The sequence below is a fragment of the Saccharothrix espanaensis DSM 44229 genome, assembly GCF_000328705.1.
GTDB lineage: Bacteria > Actinomycetota > Actinomycetes > Mycobacteriales > Pseudonocardiaceae > Actinosynnema > Actinosynnema espanaense.
Map to the genome: position 1 here is coordinate 6569242 of NC_019673.1, position 21516 is coordinate 6590757.

General features: G+C 71.7%; 19 protein-coding genes. 8 read left to right on the forward strand and 11 right to left on the reverse strand.

All coding sequences use genetic code 11. The annotated features are described in order from the left end of the window. Window positions 1-2: 2 nt before the first annotated feature. The 10 genes from BN6_RS28265 to BN6_RS28310 form a co-directional block, all read right to left on the reverse strand. Window positions 3-1277 carry an activator-dependent family glycosyltransferase gene (locus BN6_RS28265; protein WP_015103245.1) on the reverse strand — a complete coding sequence of 425 codons (1275 nt, stop codon included), beginning with the start codon at window positions 1275-1277 and terminating at the stop codon, window positions 3-5. A 23-nt stretch (window positions 1278-1300) separates the two neighbouring features. Then, the gene (locus BN6_RS28270; RefSeq protein ID WP_015103246.1) at window positions 1301-2563 is read right to left on the reverse strand and encodes an activator-dependent family glycosyltransferase; all 1263 of its coding nucleotides are present in this window, start codon (window positions 2561-2563) and stop codon (window positions 1301-1303) included. Window positions 2564-2584: 21 nt separating this feature from the next. Further along, window positions 2585-3847 (reverse strand): activator-dependent family glycosyltransferase, encoded by a 1263-nt coding sequence (locus BN6_RS28275; protein ID WP_015103247.1) that lies wholly within the window; start codon window positions 3845-3847, stop codon window positions 2585-2587. Window positions 3848-3852: 5 nt separating this feature from the next. Then, complete coding sequence (locus tag BN6_RS28280; RefSeq protein ID WP_015103248.1) at window positions 3853-5136, reverse strand: activator-dependent family glycosyltransferase; 1284 nt, start codon at window positions 5134-5136, stop codon at window positions 3853-3855. 22 nt (window positions 5137-5158) lie between these two features. Further along, a complete protein-coding gene (locus tag BN6_RS28285; protein ID WP_015103249.1) occupies window positions 5159-6427 on the reverse strand; it encodes an activator-dependent family glycosyltransferase in 1269 nt (422 codons plus the stop codon). A gap of 13 nt (window positions 6428-6440) precedes the next feature. After that, window positions 6441-7448 (reverse strand): NAD-dependent epimerase/dehydratase family protein, encoded by a 1008-nt coding sequence (locus tag BN6_RS28290; RefSeq protein WP_041314348.1) that lies wholly within the window; start codon window positions 7446-7448, stop codon window positions 6441-6443. 252 nt (window positions 7449-7700) lie between these two features. After that, on the reverse strand, window positions 7701-8693 hold the full coding sequence (locus BN6_RS28295) for an aldo/keto reductase (RefSeq protein ID WP_015103251.1): 993 nt from the start codon (window positions 8691-8693) through the stop codon (window positions 7701-7703). 386 nt (window positions 8694-9079) lie between these two features. Beyond that, entirely contained in the window at window positions 9080-10789 is a 1710-nt protein-coding gene (locus BN6_RS28300; protein WP_015103252.1) for a PH domain-containing protein, read from the reverse strand. Then, window positions 10786-11316, reverse strand: coding sequence for a PH domain-containing protein (locus BN6_RS28305; RefSeq protein ID WP_015103253.1), 531 nt, complete (start codon window positions 11314-11316; stop codon window positions 10786-10788). The genes BN6_RS28300 and BN6_RS28305 overlap by 4 nt, the downstream gene beginning before the upstream one ends. Window positions 11317-11684: 368 nt before the next feature. Further along, a complete protein-coding gene (locus BN6_RS28310) occupies window positions 11685-12029 on the reverse strand; it encodes a hypothetical protein (RefSeq protein ID WP_015103254.1) in 345 nt (114 codons plus the stop codon). A 366-nt stretch (window positions 12030-12395) separates the two neighbouring features. Here BN6_RS28310 and BN6_RS28315 point away from each other — a divergent pair, with 366 nt between their 5' ends. The 3 genes from BN6_RS28315 to BN6_RS28325 are packed head-to-tail and all read left to right on the forward strand — an operon-like array spanning window position 12396 to window position 14833. After that, window positions 12396-12944, forward strand: coding sequence for a GNAT family N-acetyltransferase (locus tag BN6_RS28315; protein WP_041314352.1), 549 nt, complete (start codon window positions 12396-12398; stop codon window positions 12942-12944). 15 nt (window positions 12945-12959) lie between these two features. Beyond that, window positions 12960-14252 (forward strand): cysteate synthase, encoded by a 1293-nt coding sequence (locus BN6_RS28320; RefSeq protein WP_015103256.1) that lies wholly within the window; start codon window positions 12960-12962, stop codon window positions 14250-14252. A 47-nt stretch (window positions 14253-14299) separates the two neighbouring features. Continuing rightward, on the forward strand, window positions 14300-14833 hold the full coding sequence (locus BN6_RS28325; protein ID WP_015103257.1) for a GNAT family N-acetyltransferase: 534 nt from the start codon (window positions 14300-14302) through the stop codon (window positions 14831-14833). A gap of 88 nt (window positions 14834-14921) precedes the next feature. On the opposite strand, the gene panD is transcribed toward BN6_RS28325, so the two are convergent. Beyond that, on the reverse strand, window positions 14922-15344 hold the full coding sequence (panD, locus tag BN6_RS28330; protein ID WP_015103258.1) for an aspartate 1-decarboxylase: 423 nt from the start codon (window positions 15342-15344) through the stop codon (window positions 14922-14924). A 345-nt stretch (window positions 15345-15689) separates the two neighbouring features. Between panD and BN6_RS28335 the strand changes: the two genes are divergently transcribed. From BN6_RS28335 to BN6_RS28355, 5 genes are all read left to right on the forward strand, one after another. Next, complete coding sequence (locus BN6_RS28335) at window positions 15690-16799, forward strand: DegT/DnrJ/EryC1/StrS family aminotransferase (protein ID WP_015103259.1); 1110 nt, start codon at window positions 15690-15692, stop codon at window positions 16797-16799. Window positions 16800-16873: 74 nt separating this feature from the next. Next, window positions 16874-18280 (forward strand): NDP-hexose 2,3-dehydratase family protein, encoded by a 1407-nt coding sequence (locus BN6_RS28340; protein ID WP_015103260.1) that lies wholly within the window; start codon window positions 16874-16876, stop codon window positions 18278-18280. Window positions 18281-18383: 103 nt separating this feature from the next. Next, on the forward strand, window positions 18384-18995 hold the full coding sequence (locus BN6_RS28345) for a dTDP-4-dehydrorhamnose 3,5-epimerase family protein (protein ID WP_041318432.1): 612 nt from the start codon (window positions 18384-18386) through the stop codon (window positions 18993-18995). 67 nt (window positions 18996-19062) lie between these two features. After that, the gene (locus BN6_RS28350; RefSeq protein WP_015103262.1) at window positions 19063-20058 is read left to right on the forward strand and encodes a Gfo/Idh/MocA family protein; all 996 of its coding nucleotides are present in this window, start codon (window positions 19063-19065) and stop codon (window positions 20056-20058) included. A gap of 58 nt (window positions 20059-20116) precedes the next feature. Continuing rightward, window positions 20117-21346 (forward strand): class I SAM-dependent methyltransferase, encoded by a 1230-nt coding sequence (locus BN6_RS28355; RefSeq protein ID WP_015103263.1) that lies wholly within the window; start codon window positions 20117-20119, stop codon window positions 21344-21346. Window positions 21347-21516 lie beyond the last annotated feature (170 nt).

Genomic DNA, 21516 nt, shown 5'->3' on the forward strand with positions numbered 1-21516 from the left:
CATCATCCGTCGGCTCGGTACTTGGCGGTGAGCTCTTCCAGTCGCGGGACGAGCTGGTTCGGGGTCGGCAGGTCGAGCATCTCCGCGCGCAACGCCCGTGCCCGCTCGGTGAACGAGGGCTCGGCCAGCAGCCGCACGACGCTCGCGCGCACGGACGCGCCGGTGGCCGCGGTGGCGTGGGTGCTGAGCCCGGCCCCCTGCGCGACCAGCCGGTTCGACAGCGCGGGCTGGTCGACGTCCCAGGGCAGGGTCAGCTGGGGCACGCCGTGCATCGCGGTGGTGGCCAGGGTGCCGACCCCGGCGTGGTGGACGGCCACCGCGCAGGTCGGCAGCAGCGCGGCCAGCGGGACGTAGGGCACCAGCCGGGCGTTGTCGGGGATCGCGGGCAGCTTGGCCTTGTGCTCGTCGGTGATCGTGCCCACCACTTCGACGTCCAGGTCGGACAGCGCGTCGAGCACTTCCGCGACGTTGAACGGGTACCCGTCGGTGCGGTCGGTGACCGTCAGCCCCATGGTGATGGCCACGCGCGGGCGCTCCGGCTCGTCCCAGAGCCAGCGCGGCACCACCGCCGGGCCGCCGTACTGCACGTGTCGCATGTGGACGTTGTGCAGGTTCGCGCCCACGCTCAACGACCGGGGCAGCGAGTCGATGGTGAAGTGGCCGGTGGCCATGTCCTCGGTGTACTCGCCGCCGTACTTGCGCGCGTAGCTGCCGAGCCAGTCGGCCAGCGGGTCGGCCCGCTCGCCCGGCGGCCGTTGCCCTTTGAGGCGCAGGTAGTGGTCCCGGGTGATGCCGTAGACGTCCGCGCCGACCAGCAGCCGCGCGTGCGCCGCGCCGCACGCCTTCGCGGCGATGCTCCCGGCCTGGGTGAGCGGTTCCCAGACCACCAGGTCCGGTTTCCACGCCCGCGCGAACGCCACCAGGTCCGGGATCATCGGCACGTTGCTCGTCTTGTGCCAGCGGATTGCGAGGTTCGCGTACCCGTCGTGCAGGTGCTCCCAGGTGACGTCCTCGGGACGTGACTCGGCCGCGTCGTAGGGCGCGGGCCAGCCGGCCTGCTTGCCGCCCAGCCAGATCCCGACCCGGTTCAGGATCGTCCAGAGGTCGAGGTCGCCGCCCACCGGCACCGCCGTCAAGCCGGCCCTGGTCACCTCGTCGACGAGTTTGGGCTGCACCGCGAAGCGCACCTCGTGGCCCGCGGTGCGCAGCGCCCACGCCAGCGGGGCCAGCATGAGGAAGTGGGTCCTCTCGGCGTGGCAGGTGAAGAGGACGCGCATCGGTCTCGTTTCCTTCCGGCGGGTCAGCGGGTGCGGAACTTGGCGGTCAGCGCTTCGAGCTGCGGCACCAGGTCGTTGGGGGTGGGCGAGGTCTCGATCTCCGCGCGCAGCGCGAGGGCGCGTTCGCGGAAGCGGGGTTCGGTGAGCAGCCGCCGCACGGCGTCGCGCACCTTGTCCCCGGTGGCCTCGCTGGTGTGCAGGTCCAGCCCGGCGCCCTGTTCGGTGAGCAGCCTGCCGAGGATCGGCTGGTCGTAGTGGTAGTGCACGGTGAGCTGCGGGACCGCGTGCAGCGCGGTGGTCGCCAGGGTGGCCGCGCCGCCGTGCTGGACGATCACCGAGCAGGTGGGGGCCAGCGCGTGCCACGGCACGTAGGACACCAGGCGGACGTTGTCCGGCAGCGCGCCCAGCTTCGCCTGCTCGGCCTCGGCGACCGTGGCGACGACCTCGACGTCCAGTTCGGCCAGCTTCGCCAGGATCTCGGCCACCGAGACGTTGTAGGAGCCGTAGACCTCGGTGGCGCTGAGCCCCATCGTGAACCCCACGCGGGGTTTGGCGGGTTCGGCCCACAGCCACTTCGGGACGACGGCCGGACCGCCGTAGGGCACGTACCGCGTGCGGACGTAGTCGAGGTCCGCTTCTACCTGGAGGCTCTTGGGGAACTGGTCGATGGTGAAGTTCCCGGTGAACAGGTCTTCGGAGAACTCGAACCCGTACTTGCGGCCGTACCCGGCGAACCAGTCGGCGATCGGGTCGGCCCGGTCGTCCGGCGGCTGCTGGTCGCGCAGCGTCCGGTAGGTCTCCCGCACGCCGCCGAAGACGTCGATGCCGAACAGCATCCGGGCGTGCGCCGCGCCGCACGCCTTCGCCGCGATCGCCCCGGCGAAGGTGAGCGGCTCCCAGACGACCAGGTCCGGCTGCCACGAGCGGGCGAACGCCACCAGGTCCGGGATGAGCGGGAAGTTGCCGTACCGGTGCCACTGGTCGGCCGCTCCGGCCATCCCGGGCTTGAGGTACTCCCAGGTGGCGTGCTCCGGGGTGTCGAAGGCGTCGTAGGGCGGCGGGATGCCGGGGCGCTCGGCCTGCAACGCCTCCTCGGAGTCGGTCATCCGCAGGTCGCGGTCGCGGCCGACGGGCACCGCGGTCAGCCCGGCCTGGGTGATGGTGGCCGCGAACCTCGGCTGGCTGGCGAAGCGGACCTCGTGCCCGGCCGTGCGCAGGGCCCAGGCCATCGGCACCAGGTACAGGAAGATCGCCTTCTCCGGATTGGCGGCGAACAGGACGCGCATCGTGGTGCTCCCCCGGTGTGGTCAGCGGACGGCGAGTTCTTCCAGCGCCGTGACGAGTTCGTTCGGGCTGGGCAGGGCGTGGATCTCCGCGCGCAGCGCGTCGGCGCGCTCGCGGAACCCCGGCTCCGCCAACAGCCGGCGCACGCCGTCGCGCACGGCGGAGCCGGTGGCCCGCTCGGCGTCGAGCACCAGCGCGGCCCCCTGCTCCCCCGCCCGGCGGGCCAGCTCCGGCTCGTCGAAGTCCCACGGCACGGTGAGCTGCGGGACGGCGTGCAGCGCGGTGGTGAGGAACGTGCCCGGCCCGGCGTGGTTGATCACCGCGGCGCAGGTCGGCACCAGCTCGTTGAGCGGCACGTAGGAGACCAGCCGCGCGTTGTCCGGGACCCGGCCGAGCTTGCGCTGCTCCGACTCGGCGAGCGTGGCGACGACCTCGACGTCGAGGTCGGCGAGCGCGTCGAGGGTCTCCCGCGTGCTGAAGCTGTAGCCGCCGAAGCGCTCCGTGGCGGTGGTGCCGAGGGTGAGCGCGACGCGCGGCCGGTCGCGCGGTTCCCACAGCCACCGGGGAGCCGCGGCCCGCCCGTTGTAGGGCACGTACCGCATCGGCAGGTAGTGCAGGTCGGCTTCCATCCGCAGCGAACCGGGCAGCTGGTCGATGGTGAACTCGCCGGTGACCATGTCCTCGGAGAACTCGAAGCCGTACTTGCGGCCGTAGCTGCCCAGCCAGTCGCCGAGCGGGTCGGCGCGGTTCTCGGCGGGCTGGTCGGCGTGCAGCCTCAGGTAGTTCTGGCGGGCCACGCCGAACACGTCGATGCTCCACAGCAGACGCGCGTGCGCGGCACCGCACGCCTTCGCCGCGATCGGCCCGGCGTAGGTGTTGGGCTCCCAGACGACCAGGTCGGGTTTCCACGCCTGGGCGAACTCCACCAGCCCGGCGGCGATCGGGAAGTTGTCGAGCCGGTGCCACGCGTTGAGGACGTAGTCGTACCCGGCCTTCATCGTGTCGTAGTCGTGGTGCTCGGGCCCCAGCGCCGCGGTGTCGTACGGCGACGGCATCCCGGCGCGGCCCTCCTCGGTGCCCTCGGGGTCGAGGTCCACCATGCGACGCCAGCCGCCGTGGCCGCGACCCACCGGCACCGCGGTCAGCCCGGCCTGGGTGACCACGTCGGCGAAGGTGGGGTGGCAGGCGAACCGCACCTCGTGCCCCGCCGTGCGCAGCGCCCAGGCCAGCGGCACCATCGCCAGGAAGATGGTCTTCTCCGGATAGGTCGTGAACAGGACTCGCACCGACCTCACCCCCCGATCCGGTAGTCGGCCGTGAGCTGTTCGAGCCGGGGCACCAGCTCGTTGGGGCTGGGCAGCGCGCGGATGTCGTCGCGCAGCCGCTCGGCCCGCGCGCGGAACGACGGCTCGCCCAGGACGCGGAGCAGCCCGGCACGGATCGCCGGGCCGGTGGCCTGGTCGGCGCGGATCATCAGCGAGGCTCCCTGCCGGGCCGCCCGCCGCGCCAGTTCGGGCTCGTCGAAGTCCCACGGCACGGTGAGCTGGGGAACGCCGTGCACCGCGGTGGTGAGGAACGTGCCGGGGCCGGCGTGGTTGATCACCGCGGCGCACGTGGGCACGAGCGCGTGCAGGGGCACGTACGAGACGACCCGCGTGTTGTCCGGGACGCGGGTGAGCTTGCGCTGCTCAGACTCGGCGATCGTGGCGACGACCTCGACGTCGAGGTCGGCCAGCGCGTCGAGGACGTCCTGCGTCCGCACGGCGTAGCCGCCGAACCGCTCGGTGGCGGTGGTGCCGAGGGTGAGCGCGACCCTCGGCCGTTCGGGCGGTACCCGCAGCCAGTCCGGCACGGTGGCCGGGCCGCCGTAGGGGATGTACCGCATCGGGACGTAGTGCAGGTCGGCTGCCACCCGCAGCGAAGCGGGCAGCGGGTCGAGGGTGAACTGCCCGGTGACCATGTCCTCGGAGAACTCGAAGCCGTAGCGGCGGGCGTAGCCGTCCAGCCACTCCCGGGGCGGGTCGGCCTGCTCCCCCACCGGCTGCGCGGCCTTGCGCTTGAGGAACAGCTCACGGGTCGCGCCGAAGACGTCGATGCTCCACAGCAGGCGCGCGTGCGCGGCGCCGCACGCCTTGGCCGCGATCGCCCCGGCGTAGGTCAGCGCCTCCCAGATGACCAGGTCGGGTTTCCACGCGCGGGCGAACTCCACCAGGCCGGTGATGATCGGGAAGTTGTCGAGCCGGTGCCAGTGGGTCACGCGCAGCGCGTACCCGTCCCGGAACTCCTCCCAGCCGATGTCCTCGCCGCCGGGCACCACGCAGTCGTAGGGGGTGGGCAGGCCGACCCGGGTCTCCTCCATCATCTCCTCGGACACCCCGGTGTGCCGCAGCACCTGGAACAGGTCCCGGTCCCGGCCGACGGGCACCGCGGTCAGCCCGGCCTGCGTGATGGTGGCGGCGAAGTGCGGCTGGCCGGCCACCCGGACCTCGTGCCCCGCCGTGTGCAACGCCCAGGCCAGCGGCACCAGGGACAGGAACATGCTCTTGTCCGGGTTCGCGGCGAGCAGGACACGCATCGTCTCGTCCTTTCCGACCGGGTCAGCGGGCGCGGTGCTTCGCGGTGAGGTCTTCCAGGACGGGCACCAGCTCGTTGGGCGTGGGCGAGGTCTCGATCTCCTCGCGCAGCACCACGGCGCGCTCGCGGAAGCGGGGCTCGGCCAGCAGGCGGCCGACCGCGTCGCGCACGGCCTGCCCGGTGGCCTCGCTGGTGTGGATCTCCAGCCCGGCACCCTGCTCGGCGAGCAGCTTCGCCAGGATCGGCTGGTCGTAGTGGTAGTGCAGGGAGAGCTGGGGAACCGCGTGCAGCGCCGTGGTCGCCAGCGTGGCCGCGCCCGCGTGGTGGACGATCGCCGAGCACGTCGGCGCGAGGGCGTGCCACGGCACGTAGGACACCAGCCGGACGTTGTCCGGGAGCCTGCCGAGCTTGGGCTGCTCGGCCTCGGCGACCGTCGCGACGACCTCGATGTCCAGCTCCGCCAAGGAGGCCAGCACCTCGCTGAACGGGATGTTGTAGCCGGCGAAGATCTCCGTCGCGCTCAAGCCCATGGTGAACCCCACGCGGGGCTTCGCGGGCTTGTCCCACAACCACTTCGGGACGACGGCCGGTCCGCCGTAGGGCACGTACCGCGTGCGGACGTAGTCGAGGTCCGCCTCCACCTGGAGGCTCTTCGGGAACTGGTCGATCGTGAAGTTCCCGGTGAACATGTCCTCGGAGAACTCGAACCCGTACTTGCGGCCATAACCGGCGAACCAGTCGGCGATCGGGTCGGCCCGGTCCTCCGGCGGCTGTTGTTCCTTGAGCCGCCGGTACAGCTGGCGCACGCCGCCGTAGACGTCGATGCCGTTGAGGATCCTGGCGTGGGCGGCGCCGCACGCCTTCGCGGCGATGGCGGCGGCGAACGACAGCGGCTCCCAGAGCACCAGGTCCGGCTGCCACGACCGGCAGAACGCCACCAGGTCGGCGATGATCGGGAAGTTGCTCACCCGGTGCCAGCCCTCGACCGCACCGGCCATCCCGGGCCTGAGGTACTCCCAGGTGGCGTGCTCCGGGGTGTCGAACGCGTCGTAGGGCGCCATGATGCCGGCGCGCATCGACTCGACCTTCGCCGCGTCGCCCGCCGTGATGCGCCACGGGTTGCGGTCGTTGCCCAGCGGCACGGCGGTCAGCCCGGCCTGGGTGATCACCCCGGCGAAGGCCGGCTGGCTGGCCACCCGGACCTCGTGCCCGGCGGTCCGCGCCGCCCACATCAGCGGCACCAGGTACTGGAAGATGGTCTTCTCGGGGTTGAGCGCGAGCAGGATCCGCACGGGTCGTCCTCCCTCAGTCCGCGCCGGGCGCGGAGTCCCGGGCGAAGGCGGTGGCCAGCCGGTCCAGGCCGTCGAGCAGCGCGACCCGCGGCACCCAGCCGGTGGCGCGCCGGAACGCGGACGGGTCCACCACGAAGTCCAGCAGGTCCGTCGGCACCGAGTGCTCGGCCGGCGGCACCGAGAGCACCGGGACCGGCTGGTCGCCGGTGGTGGCGGCGACCACCTTCGAGATCGTGGTGAACAGCTCCGCGATGCTGGTCGCCACGCTGGTGCCGATCAGCCACGACCCGCCGGTCACCGCCTCGGGCGCGTCCAGCGCGGCGACGAAGGCCCGCGCCGCGTCGTCGACGCAGAGCAGGTCGCGGTTGACCGTGCCGTCGTGCCACATGGTCAGCGGCTGTCCGGCGAACGCCCGGCGCATCATCGCCGAGACCACCCCGCGGTCCAGGTCGGTGGCGTCCAGGCCACCGGAGTAGAGGGTGGCCAGCCGCAAGGTGGCGCCGCGCAGCACGCCCTCCGCGTCGGCGGCCGTGATCGCCCGCTCGGCGGCCATCTTCTGGAGGTCGTAGGTGGTCAGCGGCCGGTCCGGCTCGCTGCCGTCGATGCGGGCCGAGGTGGCGCGGCCGACCTGCGACATCGACCCGGCCAGCAGCACCAGCGGCGGCTTCTCGGGCCGCTGCCGGCGCAGCGCCTCGACGATGTCGTGGACCAGGCCGACGTTGACCCGCTCGGCGACCGGGTCGGTGGCCGCCACCCGCCACGTGCTGGCACCGGAGATCTGCGCCACGAGGTGGATCACCACGTCGGCGCCGTCGACCGCCGCGGCCACCGCGCCGGGCTCCCGCAGGTCGACCTGGCGGACGTCGATCTCCGCCAGGGCGCCCCGCGGCACCGCCGTGGCCCGGCGGCCGACGAGCCGCAGCCGGACCGGCCGGTCCGCCAGTTCGCGGGTGACGGCGGTGCCGACCAGCCCGGACGCGCCGAGCACGGTGATGAGTTGTTTCGCCGCCGATTTGCCCACGGGTTCTCCTTTAGACCTTCCAATTGCCGCCACCGGCCGCACGAACAGCGTCCGACGTCCCGGACCGCCCGGTGCGAAGAATGGGCCGGACCGATTTCGGCACTGGTTCCGGGATTTCCGTCGAGTGCCACCCGAGCAGTGGACGCGGGTATTCGGCGTCGGTGCCGAGTGTATTGCCCCGGCCGGCCCGGGAGCACCGAACCCGGCGGGCGATTTCCGAGGTGTCCGCCGGTCCCGCTGGCGGGACGGGAGTCAGCCCACCGCCTCCTCCGGGAGCTCGGTGGCGAACCGGGTCCGGTCCCAGCTCATCTCGCCGGTGGCCGCGGGCAGGGCGTCGATCTCCTTCAGGTCCTCCTCGGTCAGCTGGAGGTCCGCGGCCGCCGCGTTCTCCTCCAGCCAGCGCACGTGCCGGGTGCCCGGGATCGGCACCACGTTGTCGCCCTGGGTCAGCGTCCAGGCGATCGCCACCTGGGCCGGGGTGGCGTCGTGGCGGGCGGCGATCCGGTGCAGGCCCCGCACGATGGCCTGGTTGGTGCGCATCGCCTCCGAGGCGAACCGCGGGTCCCGCTGACGGGAGTCCTCCGCCTGGAGCTGCTCGTGGTCGAGCCGCCCGGACAGGTACCCGCGGCCGATCGGCGCGAAGGCGAGGAAGCCCACGCCGTGCTTCTGCGACCACGGCAGGATGTCGTCGAGGCTGTGCGTCGCCCAGACCGAGAACTCGTACTGCACGGCCGTGATCGGGAAGATCGCGTGGATCTGCTCCAGTTCCTCGCAGGTGGCGTGGGAGATGCCGAGCCGGCGCACCTTGCCCTCGGTGACCAGCTCGCCCAGCGCGCCCCACGACTCGGCCAGCGGCACGGCGGGATCCACCCGGTGCAGCTGGTACAGGTCGATGGCCTCGACCCCGAGCCGGCGCAGCGAGCCCTCGCAGGCCGACCGCAGGTACTCCGGTCTGCCGTCGCGGCCGAACTTGCCGTCGGGCCGGGCCACCAGGCCGCACTTGGTCGCGATCCGCACCTCGCCCGAGTGCGCGGCCAGCGCGCGGCCGAGCAGCCGTTCGTTGCTGAACGGGCCGTAGGCGTCCGCGGTGTCGAAGATGTCGATCCCGAGCTCCACCGCGCGGTGGATCACCCGGACCGACTCCTCGTCGTCGCGCTCCTTCGGCCCGTAGCCGTGCGACATCGAACTGCAGCCCAGGCCGATCTCGCTCACCGAGAACGTGTCCGTGAGTTTCGTGTGACGCATTTGGGTCCCCAACCTATTAAACCAAAAGAGTGCGATTGCCGCTCTTTGAGAGTAAAATTGCTGGGTCAGTGGTTCGCCGACTGGCGAGTGGCTGCTCTCCGGGAAAACAGTGCGTTCGCACCTGCCGGGCAGTGCGCCCGTCCGGATTGCGACAGGCGTGCCGGAAGTCGACCGGCGACCGCTGCGCCGTTTAGCTGTGATTGCAGACTACCGCACCACGCGGGCGGTGTGCCGGATTGCGCCGGGCTTTGCCGGTGGTCGGTGAATTCCGGTCCGCGGTGCTCGGAGCGCGGCGGAAGAACCGGCCGGAAATGAGCCGGCACCGGAACCCGACCGGAATTCCCCGGTCGGCTCCGGTGCCGGAGGCGGACGTGCGCGGCCGGGCGCTACCGGCTCCGCGTGCGCTCGCCTGCCCGCCCGGTCGGCGTGATGAACTGGCTCGCCAGGTCCGGGGTCGCGGCCGCGACGAACGCGAGCGCCTGGCGGGTGCCGGCGTCGGGCAGCACGTAGTGCCGTTCTCCCGCCGGGGTGGGGATCTGCACCGTCACCCGGCGGCCCATCCGCTGGAAGATCGACTGGCGCAGGGTCCAGCCGATCACCGCGCGGTTCTGCAGCGCGACCGTGGAGCGGGTGAACGCCCCCCGGCGGACCACCAGGTAGGAGCCGCTGAGCGCGTGGCCGAGCGCCAGGTACGCGAACGCGGCGGCGAGCAGGGCCACCGGCCAGAGCGCGACCCCGATCCACCAGGCCCAGTCCGGCAGCGCGTCGGTCGCCCCCAGCCAGAACAGCACGCCCGCGAGGGCGGCCGGGCCGTAGGTGGCCCAGATCAGGCGCCGGGTCAGCGCACCGCGCGGGTGGCGCGCCAGCGGCGCCTCCATCGGGCTCGGTTCGCCGGTGAGCACCTTGGCGGCCACCTCGCGGGCTTCCCACAGCCGCACGCGGGGCAGGATGCCGGCCGCCCCGTTCTCGTCGGAGCCGCCCTTCAGGCCGGTGGTGACCACGCTCGTCCGGGTGAGGCCGAGCCAGCGCCACAACAGCGGTTCCTTGAAGTGGAGGCCGCGGATGCGCGTCTCGTCGCGGTACACCGTGCGGGTGCTGAGCAAACCGCGCCGGGTGAGCAGCGCCGGGCGGCCCTTGGTCGCGGTGCGGACGAGCGCGAAGTCCCAGTTGGCCATCACGAAACCGAGCCCGAGGACGACGACGCCCAACGGGTAGGCGACCGCGCAGCACAGGGCGAGCGACCACCAGAACCCGCGCCGCTCGTAGTCGACCAGGCCCTGGACGATCTCCAGCAGGTCGACGCCGAAGGGTTGGAGGGTCCAGTACAGGCCGAAGACCGGCGCGCCGAACGCGAAGATGGCCCACACGCTGAACATCTCGTACAGCACCCACGGCTTGCGGAACCGGGCGAGGACCTCTTCAGGCGGTCCGGGCTCCGGCTCGACAGCCGACTGCTCCGCCGCCTGCCCGGGCTCCTCCTCCGCCACGGGCCGCGGTGCCGGTTCGTCGGCCCCGTCCGGCATCAGCTGCCGGCGCAGCGCTTCGGCGGTGGGGATGGTGAGCGCGTCGAGCTTGAACGACGAGCGCGACTCCCCCGACCCGATGTGCACGACCCGGACCCCGGCCAGCCGGTGCCGCAGCCGCACGCTGCTGTCCACGCTCCGGATGCGGTCGCGGGGGACGTAGCGGTACTGGCGCACCAGCCAGCCGGACTTGCGCTCGACGCGGTCGCCGGTGACGCGGTACCGGGTCACCAGGAAGCGCAGGAAGGCCAGCACCGTGGCGAAGACGCCGATGGCGCTGGCGATGAGCAGCGGCCACACCGGACCGGCCGGGGTGTTCAGCACGACCGTGGCCAGCACGCCCGGGACGATCGACAGGACCAGCCGGACGAGGTTGACCCACACCATGCGGACGCTGAGCCGTTCCCAGGCGATCTCCGGGTGGCTGCCGGGGCCGGGATCCGGCTCGCCCGCACCGGCTTCGAGCGCGTCGGCGCGGTCGACGGCCGCTTCGGCGGTCACCTCGGAAGTCGGGTCGGCGGTCGGGCCGGTCGCGTCGGAAGTCGTGTCGGAGGTGGAGTTCCCGGCGGTCACGTCGCGTCCCCCGGCGTGGCCTGGGTGATCTTGTTGAGGTGGCGCACGGTGTCCTCGGCGACCCGGACGTCCAGTCCTTCGATGGTGATGCCGCCCTCGCTGGACGCGGTGACCACCTTGACCGTGGCGAGGCCGAGCACCTGCTGGAGCGGACCGCGCTCGGTGTCGATCCGCTGGATGCGCGAGATCGGGATGATCCGCCATTCCCTGGTGAGCCAGCCCTGGAGCACGTAGACCGCTTCGTCCGAGGTTTCCCAGCGGTGCACCAGGTAGCGCCAGGTCGGCATGACGGCGAGGTTCACCAGGTAGATCGCGCCGACGACCAGGATGATCGGCAGCAGCCACGTCCGGATGGAGTCGAACAGCGCGTACAACGTGACCAGAACGCCCACCACGCCCAACCCCCAGAACAGCGCGTTCAGCGTGCGCCAGAGGATGAACCGGCGATCGACGCGGTGGCGCGGGGAGAGGACGGCGTACTCCTCCGAAGCGAGTCCTACCGGTGCAGGACGGGACGTTTCGGTCATGACTCCATGCTCCATCAGTTCGTGAGCCGAGGCAACGAGGTGATCTCGGCGGGGCAGGTCGCGGTGCGAACCCCGGCGTTCTCGGTGGGAGCTGCTCGGGCAGGCGTACCAACAGATCGCGCGGTGCGCGCGGAACGGGACCGCGATCCGCGGCGGGGCCGGGTTCACCCGAACCGGGGCCGGGCCGGGCCCGGAAAGGTACCAGGGCCACCGATCGCGGCCCCGCAGCCCGCCCGCCGGACACCGGATCCGCCGCCGGCGGACGTCGTCTCGCCGGCGGGACAGCGGCGCCCGGCACCCGGCCCGCCCGGTCACCGGGCCCGCGAACGGTTGCGGGCAACGGATCACCGGCCGGGCGGGCCGCGGCGTCAGTTCCGGGCTGGGTCCTGCGCTCCCGCCGGGGTGTCGGGCTGCTCGCCCGCCGCGGCGGCCGCGTCGTCCTCCGCGGCCAGCGTGACGACGAACGCGGCCAGGTCCCGGAAGGTCTCGCCCTCCCGGAAGTTCTCGAAGCGCTCCAGCAGCTGCATCCCGGTGGTGTTCTCCAGTTCCAACAGGATCTGCACCATCGAGAACGAGTCGAGGTCCATCAGCGACTGCGGCTCCGGCACGTCCGGCTGCTCGGCGCAGATCAGCTGGGCGGTGTTGCGCACCATCTCCTCGACCTCGTCGACGAGCGTCAGGTCGACCTTCGCGGCGAGATTGTTGTCAGACATGTCTTCAGTGGCTCCTTCACTTCTTCCGTGCGGCCGAGACGGCGTCGACACGTTCAGAATGCGAGATCGCGGGGATGGTCCTCGCCTTGCCCGTTCGCGCGGAACGGAGTGCGCCTTCGGCACGACTCACGTCCGGCGGTGCTCCACCAGCGGGCGGGCAAGCGGCACCCCGGCTGACAGTAGGCAGCGCGGCCGACCCCGGTCAACAAACGAATCAGGTTGGCTCGCAACGGTTTCCGCCGCCGGACTCGGGCCGCTTGCCGGCCCGGCCGGCTCGGGTACGCTGGCGATCCACCGGGGTCCGGCCACCCCCGTCCGCCTCAGAACCGCGAATACGGAGGGGGACCCATGTCGCTCTTTCCCCACGTGCGAGCCAGAAGGGTCGAACTCCGTCCCGGAGTCGCCGCCGACGGCCTGCTCTTCTACCAGCTCCTGCTCCGGGTCGGAGTGGAGAACCTGCCCCCGCCCGCCCGGGTGGCCGGGCAGTTCTTCGACAACTCGGCCGCGCTGTTCCGGATCCAGCGGCGCGGCTCCGGCGAGGTCATCGGGTACGCCACGCTGCGCGAGCTCGGCCAGGCCGGGCACGTCCGGCTCGCGGTGTACGTCGAGAAGGACAAGAGCCGCCACGGGGTGTCCGGCGAAGCGCTGTACCTTGTGGTCAACTACGCCTTCGCGGCGTACGACGTGGACCGCATCCTGTGCCGCACCACCGAGGAGAGCTTCGCCTACGTGCGGGGCGCCGGCGACGACGACCAGAAGCCCATCGGGATCTTCCCGGGGCACCGCTACTTCCGCGGCCGCCTGCTCGACCTGCACCACTTCCTGGTCATGCGGGACGAGTGGACCGCGTTCTGGAACGACGCCGAGCACCACATAGTCGGACCCGGCAGGTCGGTCACCGCCGCCGGCACGTGACGCCGGAGGAATCGCATGTCCGCAAGCCGCCCGCCCGACGGGCACTACCTGCTGTCGTGCCGGGTCTGCGGCCGCCGCCAACCCGACGACGGCCTGCTGCTCGACTGCCCCGCACAGCACGAACCCTCGTTGCTGCACACCGAGTACCGCGCGACCGCACTGGTCCCGCGGGCGACCGAGCGGGGCCTGTTCCGGTACCGGAACTGGCTGCCCATCAGCAGGACGCTGCCGGACGCGGGCGCGACGGTCACCTACCGGAGCACCACCGGCGTGGCCCGGCACCTCGGCATGGACGATCTGTGGATCGCGTTCAACGGGTACTGGCCGGAGCGCGACGCCCGGCTGACCACCGCGACCTTCAAGGAACTGGAGGCGTTCACCGTCCTCGGCCGCTGCCCGACGTCGAGCGCACCGCTGGTGATCGCGTCGGCCGGCAACACCGCCGCGGCCTTCGCCGAGCTGTGCTCCAAGCACGAGATCGGGTGCGTGCTGGTGGTTCCGGCGAGCGGTCTGGCGAAGCTGCGGTTCGCCGAGCCGCCGCACCCGTGCGTCCGCCTGATCGCGCTGGACCGGGCGACCTACTCCGACGCCATCGCGTTCGGCGACTCGATCGCCCGGGAGCACGGGCTGCCGCTGGAGGGCGGGACCCGCAACGTCGGTCGGCGGGACGGCTTGGCGACCGTGCTGTACAACGCCGTCGAGGCGATGTCCGACCTGCCCGAGTTCTACTTCCAGGGCATCGGCAGCGGAGCCGGCGCCATCGCGGTGCACGAGGCCGCGCAGCGCCTCGCCCGCGCCGGCCGGGCGGGTCCGCCACCGCGGCTCATGCTGTGCCAGAACGCGGAGTTCAGCCCGGTGCGCGCCGCGTGGCACGCCGGCCCGACCCCGCCCGAGGACCGGGCGCTGATCGACGCGGTCTACGCCGACGAGCTGACCAACCGGCGGCCGCCCTACGCCGTGCGCGGCGGGCTGCGCGACTGCCTGACCGAGAGCCGCGGCGAGGTGCTGGTGGCCGACGCCCGCTCGGCGCGTGCCGCCGCCGCGGTGTTCCGCGACCTGGAGGGCATCGACATCGAGCCGGCCGCCGCGGTCGCGCTGGCCTGCCTGCGCGACTCCGTGCTCGCCGGGACGACGCCGAGGTCGGCCAAGGTGCTGCTCAACGTCACCGGCGGCGGACGGGCCCGCCGGGAGCACGAGCACGACCTGGCCACCGCGGTACCGGACCTGCGCGTCGACCACGCCGAGGTCGGCTCGGCGTCGGTGACCAGGGCGGTGGAGAAGCTGATCAACTCCCTCGCCCGCGTGTGACGAACCGACTTTCCTTACCACGGAACAAAGATCGAGGTGGCGAACCCGTGCTCTTCCCGTACTCCGAGTCCAAGCGGATCACCCTGACCCCGGCGGCTCCCGAAGACGGCCCGGCCGTCTACGACGTCCTGCTCCGGCTGGGCCGCAGGACCCTGCCGCCGCTGGACGTCTTCCTGGCCGGCTACACCCACGGCGTGGACGCGCAGTTCCTGGTGCGGCACCGCGACGACGGCGAACTGGTCGGCGTGACGACCCTGTCCGAGCAGGAGACCGCCGGCCACATCCTGGCCTCGGTGCACGTCAACGCCGAACAGCCGGTGGCGATCGCGGCGGACGCCACGGCGCTGACGGTGAACTTCGCCTTCGCCAACTGGCGGCTGCGCAAGGTCTACCTCCAGTCCCACGAGGGCGACCTCGACGCGCTCGGGTTCGGCGACCGGCCCGCGGAGCTGGTCCGGGAGGAGGCGGTGCTGCCCGACCACCTGTACTTCCAGGGCCGGCGCTGGGACATGCACGTCTACGCGGTGTACCGCGAGCAGTGGGACGAGCACGGCGTGGAGTGGCTCAACCAGATCGTCTGACCGACCACGACAACGAACGCGGTGGGCGGTGCACTCCGGGGAGTGCGCCGCCCACCGCGTTCGTCCCGGCGTTGGCCGCCCGGTCACGTCAGACGGCGGTGTCGACCTCGTCGCCGCGCATCGTGTCGGTGCCCGGGATCGCGGCGGCCGCGTCGGCCCCGGAACCGAGCACGACGTTCTTCTCGTCCACGAAGACCACGCGCGGCACCAACTCGTCCGCCTCTTCCTCGGTCACCATGCAATAAGCGATGATGATGACCACGTCGCCGACCTGGACCAGCCGCGTGGACGGCCCGTTCACGCCGATGATCCCACTACCGGCCGGCCCTTTGATGACATAGGTGGAAAAGCGGCTGCCGTTGTTCAGGTCGACCACGGTGACCCGCTGCCCGGCCCTGATCTCGGCCGCCTCCATCAGGTCCTCGGCAATGGTCAGGGAACCGACGTAATGTAGATTCGCCTGGGTGATCGTGGCGCGATGAATCTTCGACTTGAGCATTTCCAAGTACATCGGCTCTCCTCCTGGCGAACCCGCGACCGGGTGCTGGTGCGGCCCTGCGGGCGGATCGGGCGATCGGCCCCAGGTTACCCAGCGGGCCCCGGCCGGGGCCATATTCCGGGGAGCCCGACCGAGCCGCCGGCGGTCCCGCCGGCGGGACACCCGAATGCCTTGTGGTGGCGCATTCGACATGGTTTCCTGGGGTTCGTTGAAATCGTGCCCGGAACCGCCGGCGCACGGGGCGGCGGACGGTTCACGGCCCGGTCGCGGAAACCACTCCGAATTGCCCCCCGGCGCTGCGTGCGAGTCCATCAGTCGGCCACCCGGTGGCTGACCACCCGGAGGAGTCCCACCTCGATGACGCTGTATGTCTGGGGTTATTCGCTGGAGTACGAGAAAGAACGCGACGACATCCTCGACGCGGTCGACTCGGTCTTTCGATCAGGCCGGCTGGTGCTCGGTCCGAGCGTCCAGGCGTTCGAGGAGGAGTTCGCCGCCTACCACGGCGTCGCGCACTGCGTGGGCGTCGACAACGGCACGAACGCCATCGTGCTCGGCCTGCGCGCCCTCGGGGTCGGCGCCGGCGACGAGGTGATCACGGTGTCGAACACCGCGGCACCGACCGTGGTGGCGATCGACGCCGTGGGCGCCACGCCGGTGTTCGTCGACGTCGACCGCGACACCTACCTGATGCGGGTCGACCAGGTGGAGGCGGCGATCACCAGCCGCACCAAGTGCCTGCTGCCGGTGCACCTCTACGGGCAGTGCGTGGACATGGCGCCGCTGGAGGCCATCGCCGCCCGGCACGGCCTGCCGATCCTGGAGGACTGCGCGCAGGCGCACGGTGCCCGCCACCACGGCCGGGTCGCCGGGTCGATGGGCAGGGCCGCGGCGTTCTCCTTCTACCCGACCAAGGTCCTCGGTGCCTACGGCGACGGCGGCGCCACGATCACCACGGACCGCGAGGTCGAGGAGAACCTGCGCCGGCTGCGCTACTACGGGATGGAGAGGGTCTACCACGTCGTCTCGACGCCCGGTTACAACAGCCGGCTCGACGAGGTGCAGGCCGAGATCCTGCGCCGCAAGCTCACCCGCCTCGACAGCTACGTCGCCCGTCGCCGGGTGATCGCCGCGCGGTACGAGGAAGCGCTCGCCGGCACCGGGATCGTGACGCCGAAGACGGCTCCCGGCAACGACCACGTGTACTACGTCTACGTGGTGCGCCACCCCGAGCGGGACCGGATCATCGAGGCGCTCAAGGCCAAGGACATCTCGCTGAGCATCAGCTACCCGTGGCCGGTGCACACCCAGACCGGGTTCGCGCACCTCGGCTACGCCAGGGGTTCGCTGCCGGTCACCGAAGAGGTCGCCGACCAGATCTTCTCGCTGCCGATGTTCCCCTCGCTCACCGACACCGAGCAGGAGTTCGTCATCGACGCGCTGCGCGAGGCGCTGGCGACGGTCTGACCGCGGACGGTCCGGCCGCACCGCGCTCCTCGGCCCACCGCCGAGCGCCGCAACGACAGGGAGGGCTCATCCGGATGAAGCGATTCGCCATCCCCCACGGGGACTTGGACAACCGGCTCTGGACGCCGGGGGGCTCGTTGACCTCCACCGCCGAGTTCCACGACTGGTGGGCCGACCGGCACGCGGCCGGCCACTTCGTCGTCGAGCGGGTTCCGTTCTCCGCGCTGCGGGAGTGGAGCTTCGAGCCGGGCACCGGGAACCTCGGCCACGCGAGCGGTCGCTTCTTCACCGTCGAGGGGCTGGAGATCCGCGAGGGCGGGCGGGTGGTCAAGGCGCAGCCGATCATCAACCAGCCGGAGATCGGCATCCTCGGCATCGTGGTCAAGGAGTTCGACGGGGTGCTGCACTGCCTGATGCAGGCCAAGATGGAGCCGGGCAACGTCAACACCCTCCAGCTCTCGCCGACCGTCCAGGCCACCCGCAGCAACTACACCCGGGTGCACCGCGGCACCGGGACCCGCTACCTGGAGCACTTCATCGGCCCCGGTCGCGGCCAGGTGCTGGTGGACGTGCTGCAGTCCGAGCAGGGGGCCTGGTTCTGGCGCAAGCGCAACCGGAACATGGTCGTGCTGGTCACCGGCGACGTGCCGGTGCACGAGGACTACTGCTGGCTGAGCCTGGCCCAGATCGGCGAGCTGACGCACGTGGAGAACCTGGTCAACATGGACGCCCGGACGGTCCTGTCGTGCATGCCGTTCGCGGTGCCCGACGAGGCCGCGGCGTCGACCGGGGAGCCGTTCCGGGACGCGTTGATCAACTCCTACCAGTACCAGCCCGAGGAGACCGGCGCGCCGGCGCTGCACACCGCGAGCGAGATCCTGAGCTGGTTCACCGAGGCGAAGACCGGCTGCGACTGGTCGGCCCGGCTGGCGCCGCTGGACGCGGTGCCCGGCTGGTCGCGCGACGACCGGGAGATCGGCGACGACGCGGGCGAGGACTTCCGCATCATCGGCGTCTCGGTCGAGGCCGGCACCCGGGAGGTGAAGAGCTGGACCCAGCCGCTGCTGTTCCCGCGCGGGCAGGGTCGGGCCGCGTTCCTCGCCCGGCCGATCGACGGCGTGCTGCACCTGCTCGTGCAGGCCCGGCCCGAGCACGGCCTGCTGGACATGGTGGAGATGGCCCCGACCGTGCACCTGCTGCTCGGCGAGGACCTGTCGGACGTGCCGCCGTTCGTCCGCGACGCCCTGGCGTCCGACGGCGCGAAGGTGCGCTACGACAACGTGCTCTCCGAGGAGGGCGGGCGGTTCTTCAACGCGCTGACCCGCTACCAGGTCATCGAGGTCGGCGAGGACGTGCCGGTCGAGGTGCCGCCGAACTTCTGCTGGCTGACCGTGCGCCAGCTGATCGACCTGCTGCGGCACGGGCACTACCTCAACATCGAGGCCCGCAGCCTGCTCGCCTGCATCCACAGCCTGTGCTGAGCGCGGCGGCGGACGGGTCGGCGGCGGTGTGCGGGAGGGCGGCCGGCCGATACCCTCGATTCCCGCGAAAACCCTTGGGAGCTGGTGGAAAGTGGTGCCGACGATGAAGATCACCGAGACGTCGATCCGGGACGCCTACCGGATCCACCCCGAGCTCCACCCGGACCGGCGCGGCCGCTTCCACGAGGCGTTCCGGGCCGGCGAGCTCTCCGCGGCCATCGGCTACCCGTTCGTGGTCGGCCAGGCGAACTACTCGGTCAGCGTCAAGAACACCCTGCGCGGCATCCACGGCACCACGCTGCCGCCGGGCCAGGCCAAGCTGGTCACCTGCGTGCGCGGCGCGGTGATGGACGTGGCGGTGGACCTGCGGGTGGGCTCGCCGACCTTCGGCGCCTACGAGGTGACCTACCAGGACGAGGACTCCGGCGTCGCGGTGTACCTGGCCGACGGCCTCGGCCACGCCTTCCTGGCGCTGACCGACGACGCCTGCATGAACTACCTGTGCTCCGAGGAGTACGTGCCCGGCACCATGATCATGGTCGACCCGCTGGACCCCGACATCGGCATCCCGTGGAACCTCACCGACCCGCCGGTCATGTCGGACAAGGACGCGGGCGGGCTGTCGCTGAAGGACGCGGCGTCCTCCGGGCTGCTGCCGACCTACGACGAGTGCCTCGCGCACTACGCGGCGCTGAGGGCGGCATCGCCGTCGTGACCGCCGGCCGCGCCACCGCGCCGACCCGACCCGTCCTTTCCCCTCTGACCAGCGGAGTTCCTTCCCCATGAAGAACATCGGCCCGGATCGGCGGCTACGTGTAGGGGTGGTCGGGTGCGCGGAGATCGCCGGGCGGCGGACCCTGCCCGCGATGGTCGCGAACCCCGACATCGAGGTGGTCGCGATCGCCAGCCGGGACGAGGGGCGCGCGCGGGAGTTCACCGACCGGTTCGGCGGCTCGCCGCTCAAGGGGTACAGCGCCCTGATCGACCGCGAGGACGTGGACGCGATCTACAACCCGCTCCCCCTGCTGCTGCACGCGGAGTGGACCGAGCGCGCGTTGACCGCCGGCAAGCACGTCCTGGTCGAGAAGCCGATGACCGACAGCCACAAGGAGTCGAGCCGGCTCATCGAGCTGGCCCGGGCCAAGGGTCTCGTGCTGATGGAGAACTACATGTTCCTGCACCACTCGCAGCACAGCGAGGTGCGCCGCATGGTGGACGGCGGGGCCATCGGCGAGCTGCGCGGCTTCTCCGCCGCGTTCACCTTCCCGCCCAAGCCCGCAGGCGACATCCGGTACCAGCCCGGGGTCGGCGGCGGGGCGTTCCTCGACTTCGGCGGCTACCCGGTCAAGGTGGCGATGTACTTCCTCGGCAACGACCTGCGCATCGGCGGCGCGGTCTTCCGGGAGCACCGCGACTTCGGCGCGGTGCTGTCCGGGGAGGTCCTGCTCTACACGCCGGCCGGGATCACCGCCCACCTCTCGTTCGGCATGGAGCACTCCTACCGGAACAGCTACCGGCTGATCGGGAGCACCGGCCGGCTGCTGCTCGACTGGGTCTTCACGCCGCCCGAGACCCACCGGCCGGTGGTCCGGGTCGAGCGGCAGGACCACCGCGAGGAGTTCGTGCTGCGAGCCGACCACCAGTTCGCCAACGCCATCAGCGCGTTCGTGCACGCCGTGCGCACCGGCCAGGACCTGCGGCCGCAGCACGAGGACGCGCTGGAGCAGATCACCCTGCTGGAGGGCATCCAGCGGCAGGCCGCGCACATCAGGGTCTGAGCGCGACCCCCTCGTCCGACGTGCTGTGTTGCCAGTTCCGACCTACCAGGAGCTACCAATGTCGAACAATTCCCGGTGTCGAGTGTGCGGCGGAACGGTCCGCGAGTTCTTCGACTTCGGCCGTCAGCCGCTCTCCGACGCCTTCGCGCCGCCGGACGCGGACTTCACCCAGGAGTTCTTCTTCCGGCTCGCCACCGGGGTCTGCGAGGGCTGCACGATGGTGCAGCTGATGGAGGAGGTGCCGCGGGACCGGATGTTCCACGAGGACTACCCGTACCACTCCTCCGGTTCCTCGGTCATGCGCGAGCACTTCGAGCAGTTGGCCAAGCGGTTCCTGGCCACCGAGCTGACCGGCGACGACCCGTTCATCGTCGAGATCGGCTGCAACGACGGCATCATGCTCAAGGCGGTCGCCGAGGCGGGCGTCCGGCACCTGGGCGTGGAACCGTCCGGTGGCGTGGCCGCGCTCGCGGCGACGAAGGGCATCCAGGTCCGCAACGCGTTCTTCGAACAGGGCACGGCCGGTGAGATCGTCACCGAGCAGGGCCGGGCCGACGTGATCTACGCGGCCAACACGCTGTGCCACATCCCCTACATGGAGTCGATCCTCACCGGCGTCACCGCGCTGCTCAAGCCGACCGGGGTGTTCGTCTTCGAGGACCCGTACCTGGGCGACATCGTCGAGCGCACGTCGTTCGACCAGATCTACGACGAGCACTTCTTCCTCTTCAGCGCCCAGTCGGTGCAGGCGATGGCGAGCCGGTTCGGGCTGGAGCTGGTGGACGTCGAGCGCCTCGCCGTGCACGGCGGCGAGGTCCGCTACACCCTCGCGCCGGCCGGCCGGCGCACCCCGACCCCGGAGGTCGCCGCGCTGGTGGCCCAGGAGCGGGAGCGCGGGATCGCGGACCCGGCCACGCTGGAGGCGTTCGGCGCGCGCGTGCTCAAGATCCGCGACGACCTGGTGGCGCTGCTGGAGAAGCTGCGCGCCGAGGGCCGGCGGGTGGTCGCCTACGGTGCCACCGCGAAGAGCGCGACCGTGACCAACCTGTGCGGGATCGGGCCGGAGCTGGTCGAGTTCGTCTGCGACAGCACGCCGGCCAAGCAGGGCCGGGTCACCCCGGGCACGCACATCCCGGTGCGCGAGTCCGCGGCGTTCGCCCAGCCGTACCCGGACTACGCGCTGCTGTTCGCCTGGAACCACGCCGAGGAGATCATGGCCAAGGAGCAGGAGTTCCGCGACCGCGGCGGCAAGTGGATCTTGTACGTGCCGGACGTGCGCATCGTCTGAGCCGCCGACCGGGCACGCCGCGCCGCCGGTCCGGTCCGCTGGGGCCCGACCGCACCGGGCCGGCAGGAGTCGATCGCCGCTCGGCCCGCCGGGGCCGGGCGGCGAGGCGTGCGCCGGGACGCCGGCGGGTTCTGCTGGGTGCGCGCGTTCGCGCACCGGGATTCGGTCAC

Excerpts from the sequence above, each read along its gene's own strand:
- BN6_RS28265 (WP_015103245.1), bottom strand. The coding sequence starts at position 1,277 with ATGCGCGTCCTCTTCACCTGCCACGCCGAGAGGACCCACTTCCTCATG.
- BN6_RS28270 (WP_015103246.1), bottom strand. The coding sequence starts at position 2,563 with ATGCGCGTCCTGTTCGCCGCCAATCCGGAGAAGGCGATCTTCCTGTAC.
- BN6_RS28280 (WP_015103248.1), bottom strand. The coding sequence starts at position 5,136 with ATGCGTGTCCTGCTCGCCGCGAACCCGGACAAGAGCATGTTCCTGTCC.
- BN6_RS28295 (WP_015103251.1), bottom strand. The coding sequence starts at position 8,693 with ATGCGTCACACGAAACTCACGGACACGTTCTCGGTGAGCGAGATCGGC.
- BN6_RS28305 (WP_015103253.1), bottom strand. The coding sequence starts at position 11,316 with ATGACCGAAACGTCCCGTCCTGCACCGGTAGGACTCGCTTCGGAGGAG.
- BN6_RS28310 (WP_015103254.1), bottom strand. The coding sequence starts at position 12,029 with ATGTCTGACAACAATCTCGCCGCGAAGGTCGACCTGACGCTCGTCGAC.
- BN6_RS28320 (WP_015103256.1), top strand. The coding sequence starts at position 12,960 with ATGTCCGCAAGCCGCCCGCCCGACGGGCACTACCTGCTGTCGTGCCGG.
- panD (WP_015103258.1), bottom strand. The coding sequence starts at position 15,344 with ATGTACTTGGAAATGCTCAAGTCGAAGATTCATCGCGCCACGATCACC.
- BN6_RS28335 (WP_015103259.1), top strand. The coding sequence starts at position 15,690 with ATGACGCTGTATGTCTGGGGTTATTCGCTGGAGTACGAGAAAGAACGC.
- BN6_RS28340 (WP_015103260.1), top strand. The coding sequence starts at position 16,874 with ATGAAGCGATTCGCCATCCCCCACGGGGACTTGGACAACCGGCTCTGG.
- BN6_RS28345 (WP_041318432.1), top strand. The coding sequence starts at position 18,384 with ATGAAGATCACCGAGACGTCGATCCGGGACGCCTACCGGATCCACCCC.
- BN6_RS28350 (WP_015103262.1), top strand. The coding sequence starts at position 19,063 with ATGAAGAACATCGGCCCGGATCGGCGGCTACGTGTAGGGGTGGTCGGG.
- BN6_RS28355 (WP_015103263.1), top strand. The coding sequence starts at position 20,117 with ATGTCGAACAATTCCCGGTGTCGAGTGTGCGGCGGAACGGTCCGCGAG.